Origin of the sequence: Burkholderia sp. HMSC10F09 (assembly GCF_001806955.1) — a bacterium.
Taxonomy (GTDB): Bacteria; Pseudomonadota; Gammaproteobacteria; order Burkholderiales; family Burkholderiaceae; genus Burkholderia; species Burkholderia multivorans.
In genome coordinates this window covers 1-5025 of record NZ_KV786895.1, presented here as the reverse complement: position 1 = coordinate 5025, position 5025 = coordinate 1, and the positions used below count along the sequence as shown (strand labels likewise).

General features: G+C 68.1%; 5 protein-coding genes and 1 pseudogene. 1 reads left to right on the top strand and 5 read right to left on the bottom strand.

The annotated features are described in order from the left end of the window. The 4 genes and pseudogenes from HMPREF3115_RS25270 to HMPREF3115_RS25255 form a co-directional block, all read right to left on the bottom strand. Positions 1-204: pseudogene (locus tag HMPREF3115_RS25270) on the bottom strand (recombinase RecA); the annotation flags it as partial. A 191-nt stretch (positions 205-395) separates the two neighbouring features. Further along, on the bottom strand, positions 396-1190 hold the full coding sequence (locus HMPREF3115_RS25265) for an ABC transporter ATP-binding protein (protein WP_053296809.1): 795 nt from the start codon (positions 1188-1190) through the stop codon (positions 396-398). Position 1191: 1 nt separating this feature from the next. Further along, positions 1192-2088, bottom strand: coding sequence for an ABC transporter permease (locus HMPREF3115_RS25260; RefSeq protein ID WP_006398214.1), 897 nt, complete (start codon positions 2086-2088; stop codon positions 1192-1194). A 137-nt stretch (positions 2089-2225) separates the two neighbouring features. Next, positions 2226-3191 (bottom strand): ABC transporter substrate-binding protein, encoded by a 966-nt coding sequence (locus tag HMPREF3115_RS25255; protein ID WP_070556576.1) that lies wholly within the window; start codon positions 3189-3191, stop codon positions 2226-2228. Between the two features lie 264 nt (positions 3192-3455). Here HMPREF3115_RS25255 and HMPREF3115_RS25250 point away from each other — a divergent pair, with 264 nt between their 5' ends. After that, entirely contained in the window at positions 3456-3782 is a 327-nt protein-coding gene (locus HMPREF3115_RS25250) for a VF_A0006 family four-cysteine protein (protein ID WP_070556573.1), read from the top strand. 208 nt (positions 3783-3990) lie between these two features. On the opposite strand, the gene HMPREF3115_RS25245 is transcribed toward HMPREF3115_RS25250, so the two are convergent. Further along, complete coding sequence (locus tag HMPREF3115_RS25245; RefSeq protein WP_070556571.1) at positions 3991-4806, bottom strand: MetQ/NlpA family ABC transporter substrate-binding protein; 816 nt, start codon at positions 4804-4806, stop codon at positions 3991-3993. Between the last annotated feature and the right edge of the window lie 219 nt (positions 4807-5025).

The following is a 5025-nucleotide window of genomic DNA, read 5'->3' as shown; positions in this document are numbered from 1 at the left end:
GGGCGCGAGCAGCCGCATCTCGCCGCAGCCCGGCTGCGCGGCCAGCAGCTCGATCAGCCCGCCGACCGGCCAGCCGCCGCCCGGCAGTTCGGCGGACAGCGGCGCGAAGCCCGTGTCGATCGTGCGCGGACCGCCGCGCGCGAGCTGCGAGCCGCGCCAGAGCGACGGATGAAGGGATTCGGGGGACAGGAATGAAGCGGACATCATGCGACTCGATGCTGTATGGATATACAGTATAGAGGATCGCGTTAGGCGCTGTCAGGCCTCAACAAAAAGGGTCATGCAGATTGCCGGAGCCGCCCCCAGGCGGCTATGCGCCCGCAAACGACGCGGGCCACCGCGGCGACGCGCACGCTGCGCGCCAGCCGCGGCGGCCCGATTGGCCGAGCGGGCGCTCAGCCCAGCAGTAGCGCGTCGTCGTCGAGCTGCTCGTGCCGCACCTTCTCGAACATCTGCAGCAGATCCGGCACGTCGAGCCCGCGACGCGCGTCGCCCGACACGTCGAGCACGACCTGCCCCTGATGCAGCATCACCGTGCGATCGCCGTAATCGAGCGCCTGCCGCATGCTGTGCGTGACCATCATCGTCGTCAGCTTGCTGTCGGCGACGATGCGCGCGGTCAACTCCAGCACGAACGCGGCCGTTTTCGGATCGAGCGCGGCCGTGTGCTCGTCGAGCAGCAGGATCCGCGACGGTCGCAGCGACGCCATCAGCAGGCTCACCGCCTGACGCTGGCCGCCCGACAGCAGCCCGATCCGGTCGGTCAGCCGGTTCTCGAGGCCGAGGTTCAGCAGGCGCAGCTTGTCGCGGAACAGCTCGCGCGACGGACGATCGAGCGCCGCGCGAAACCCGCGCCGCGCGCCGCGCGCCATCGCGAGCGCCATGTTCTCCTCGATCGTCAGCGCCTCGCAGGTGCCGGCCATCGGATCCTGGAACACGCGCGCGACGAGATGCGCACGGTCCCATGCGGGCTGGCGCGTGACGTCCGTGCCGTCGATCGCGATGCGGCCCGAATCGACGCGCTGGTCGCCGCTGATCGCATTCAGGAACGTCGACTTGCCGGCGCCGTTCGAACCGATCACCGCGACGAACTGGCCGTCGGGAATCTCGAGCGACAGCCCGCGCAGCGCGCGCGTCTCGATCGGCGTGCCGGGATTGAACGTGAGTTTGAGGTCTTGTGCGGACAGCATGTCATGCCCCTCCGTTCTTGCGCGCGAACAGCTTCTTGCGCGTCGCCGGCAGCACCAGCGCGATCGTGACGAGCGCAGCCGTCACGAGGTTCAGGTCCTGCGCCTTCAGGCCGATGAATTCGCTGTTCAGCGCGAGCGCGATGAAGAAGCGATAGACGATCGCGCCGAGCACGACCGCGAGCGTCGTCAGCACGAGCCGGCGCGCGGGCAGCAGCGTCTCGCCGATGATCACCGCCGCGAGCCCGATCACGATCGTGCCGATCCCCATCGAGATGTCGGCGCCGCCCTGCGTCTGCGCGAACAGCGCGCCGGCGAGCGCGACGAGCGCGTTCGACAGCGCCATCCCGGCGAGCGTCGCACGGCCCGTCGCGATGCCTTGCGCGCGCGCCATCCGCGGATTCGCGCCGGTCGCGCGCATCGCGAGACCGAGCTGCGACGAGAAGAACCAGTCGAGGCCGAGCTTCGCGACCACGACGACGAGCGCGAGCAGCGCCGGACGCAGCACGTAGTCGGGCAGCCAGTCGGGCTGCAGCACCGTGAAGACGGTCGGCTCGGTGATCAGCGGCACGTTCGGACGGCCCATGATCCGCAGGTTCACCGAATAGAGCGCGATCATCATCAGGATGCTGGCGAGCAGATCCATGATCTTCAGGCGCACGTTGAGCCAGCCCGTCACGAACCCGGCGAGTGCGCCCGCGACGATCGCGAGACAGGTCGACGTGAACGGGTCGTAGCCGGCGGAGATCAGCGTCGCGGCGACCGCGCCGCCGAGCGGAAAGCTGCCGTCGACGGTCAGGTCGGGGAAGTTGAGGATGCGAAACGAGATCAGCACCCCGAGGGCGACAAGACTGAAGATCAGGCCGATCTCCAGCGCACCCAGAAACGAGAACAGAGACATGATGGAAAATCCTGTTGCCTCCCGGCCGCGCGTGTGCGGCCGGGCCAAGCGAACGAGCGGCCCCGGTGGGGGCCGCCCGTCCGGCGGTGTCGAGCAGGCCCCGATCGGGCCTTCGGGCGCAGCCGGCAGGCTGCGGCTTACTTGATGACCGTCTTCGCTTCCTTCACGAGATCCGGCGAGAGCGTCACGCCCTGCTTCGCCGCCGCGCCCGTGTTCACGAACAGTTCGAGGTTGCTGCTCGTCTCGGAGGCGATCGCGCCCGGCTTCTCGCCCTTCAGGATACGCGCGACGACCTTGCCCGTCTGCCGGCCGAGGTCGCCGTAGTTGATGCCGAGCGCCGCGATGCCGCCGCGTTTCACGCTGTCGGTGTCGCCGGCGACGAGCGGAATCTTCGCCTCGTTCGCGACCTTCACGAGCGCTTCGTACGCGGACACGACGTTGTTGTCGGTATTCGTGTAGATCACGTCGACCTTGCCGATCAGGCTCTTCGCGGCCGGGCCGATGTCGACGGTGCGCGGCGCGGCCGCTTCCTTCAGCGTCATGCCCTGCTTCGCGAGAATCTCCTTGAGCTCCTTCACGACGACGACCGAATTCGCCTCGCCCGGGTTGTAGACCATGCCGACCGTCTTCGCCTTCGGCACGACACGCTTGATCAGCGCGACCTGGCGATCGAGCGGCAGCTTGTCCGACACGCCCGTCACGTTGGTGCCCGACGGACCCCAGCCCTTCACGAGCTGCGCTGCGACCGGATCGGTCACGCCCGAATAGACGACCGGCACGCTCTTGGTGGCCGCGACGACCGCCTGCGCGGCCGGCGTCGCGATCGCGACGATCACGTCGGGCTGGTCGCCGACGAACTTGCGCGCGATCTGCGCGGCCGTGCCGGTGTTGCCCTGCGCGCTCTGGTATTCCCACTTAAGCTTGTCGTCGCCGTAGCCTTCCGCCCTCAGTTCCGCACGCACGCCGTCGCGGATCGCATCGAGTGCCGGGTGATCGACGATCGACAGCACCTTGACGGTTTGCGCGTGCGCGGCGCCGGCGAGCGCGAGTGCGGCCACGCCGGCCGTGATCGAACGGATCGCGAAAGTCTTGAAACGCTTCATGGGTGAGTCTCCCCCGTATTGTCGGTTCTGGATGATGGATTTCGCGCCGCGGCGGGCACCGCCCGCGCGAAACGGCGGCGGCCGGCCCGCGCGCGTGCCCCGGGAAGGCACGCGGCGGCGAACGCACGAGCATACCATTTCCGCAGACCACCGCCTGACTCCGCGCTTTCGTGCGCCGCGCCGCCGCCGCGGCCCGACGCGGCCCGACGCGTGCAGCGCTTTACGCTATGCTGTCGGCGGCCCTTTCATGTCATCGGGACGCCCATGCCTCCGGATCTCCGCTGGATCGCGACCGTTGCCGCGATCTCGATCGCCGCCGCGCTGTCGCCGCTGCCGGCCGCCGCATCCGGCCTCGCCGACGGCGACGCGCAATACGATCAGTGCATGCTGCAGGCGCTGCGCGAGAGCCGCAATGGCGCGGCGGCGCAACTGATCCAGCGCTCGTGCGACGCGCTGTACCGCAACAGCGCGATGCTGCTGCCGCGCGAGCGGCGCTATCACGAGTGCATCGTGCAGTCGCTGCCCGGCGTGCGCGACAACTATGCGATCCAGCAGATCATGGCGATCTGCTCGCGACGCGGCGAGATGTGAGCGCCGTCATGCAGACACGGTGGGCCGCGCGGCGCTTGTCGTTCGCGAAAAGGGCGCCCGCACGAGGCAGGCCCTGTCGTTTCGGCGGCCGTTCAGGCCTTGTCGGCCGCTCGCGGTCATGCGTGCCGGACGAGCACCGCTCCGCGCGCCGCCGGACGAAAAAAAGGCCTGCACACAGGCAGGCCTTCGTTCGATCGTCCGATCGCGTTCAGAACGACGCGACCATCGAGCCCTTGAACTGCTTCTTGATGAATTCCTTCACCTCCGGCGACTGGTACGCCTTGACCAGCTTCTTCACCCACGGCTGATCCTTGTCCTTCGTGCGCACGGCGATCACGTTCGCATACGGGCTCGTCAGCGACTCGAGCGCGATCGCGTCCTTCGTCGGCTGCAGGTTCGCGGCGAGCGCGTAGTTCGTGTTGATCACGGCCGCGTCGACGTCCGGCAGCACGCGCGGCAGTTGCGCGGCGTCGAGCTCGGAGATCTTCAGCTTCTTCGGATTGTCGGCGATGTCGAGCACCGTCGCGTTGTTGCCGCCCGTGCCGGCGCCGGCCTTCAGCTTGATCGTGCCCTGCGCCTGCAGCAGCAGCAGCGCGCGGTTCTCGTTCGACGGATCGTTCGGCACCGCGATCTTCGCGCCTTGCGGCAGCTCCTTCAGCGACTTGAACTTCTTCGAATAAACGCCGATCGGCGAGATGTAGGTCAGACCGACCGTCACGATCTTGTAGCCGCGCTGCTTCACCTGGCTGTCGAGATAAGGCTGGTGCTGGAAGCTGTTCGCGTCGAGATCGCCCGCGTCGAGCGCCGCGTTCGGCTGCACGTAGTCGTTGAACTCGACGACCTTCACGTTCAGGCCTTCCTTCTCCTTCGCCCCCTTCTGCACGACCTGCCACACCTCGGCATCCGGACCGGCGACCGTGCCGACCTTGATGACCTTGTCTTCGGCGTGCGCGCCCGCCGACATCGTCAGCGCGGCACCGGCGGCCAGCACGGAAAAGACTTTCAGGAGACTGCGACGCTTCATCTGGTTTCTCGCTTTCTTGCAAACTGGAAATGGGGCGCGATACGGGTATCCCCCGACTCGCAGCAAGGGGCAAATGGTGTCACAGGATCGGCGGGAAGTGAAATACATCCCGCTCATATGGGTATGCACCGCGACGGTGCCGGCGCGGGCCGCAGCGCCGGCCGTTTCGTCAGTGCCGCCGCCCCGGCCGCTCCGCTCCGCCCCGCCCGGCCGGGCCGT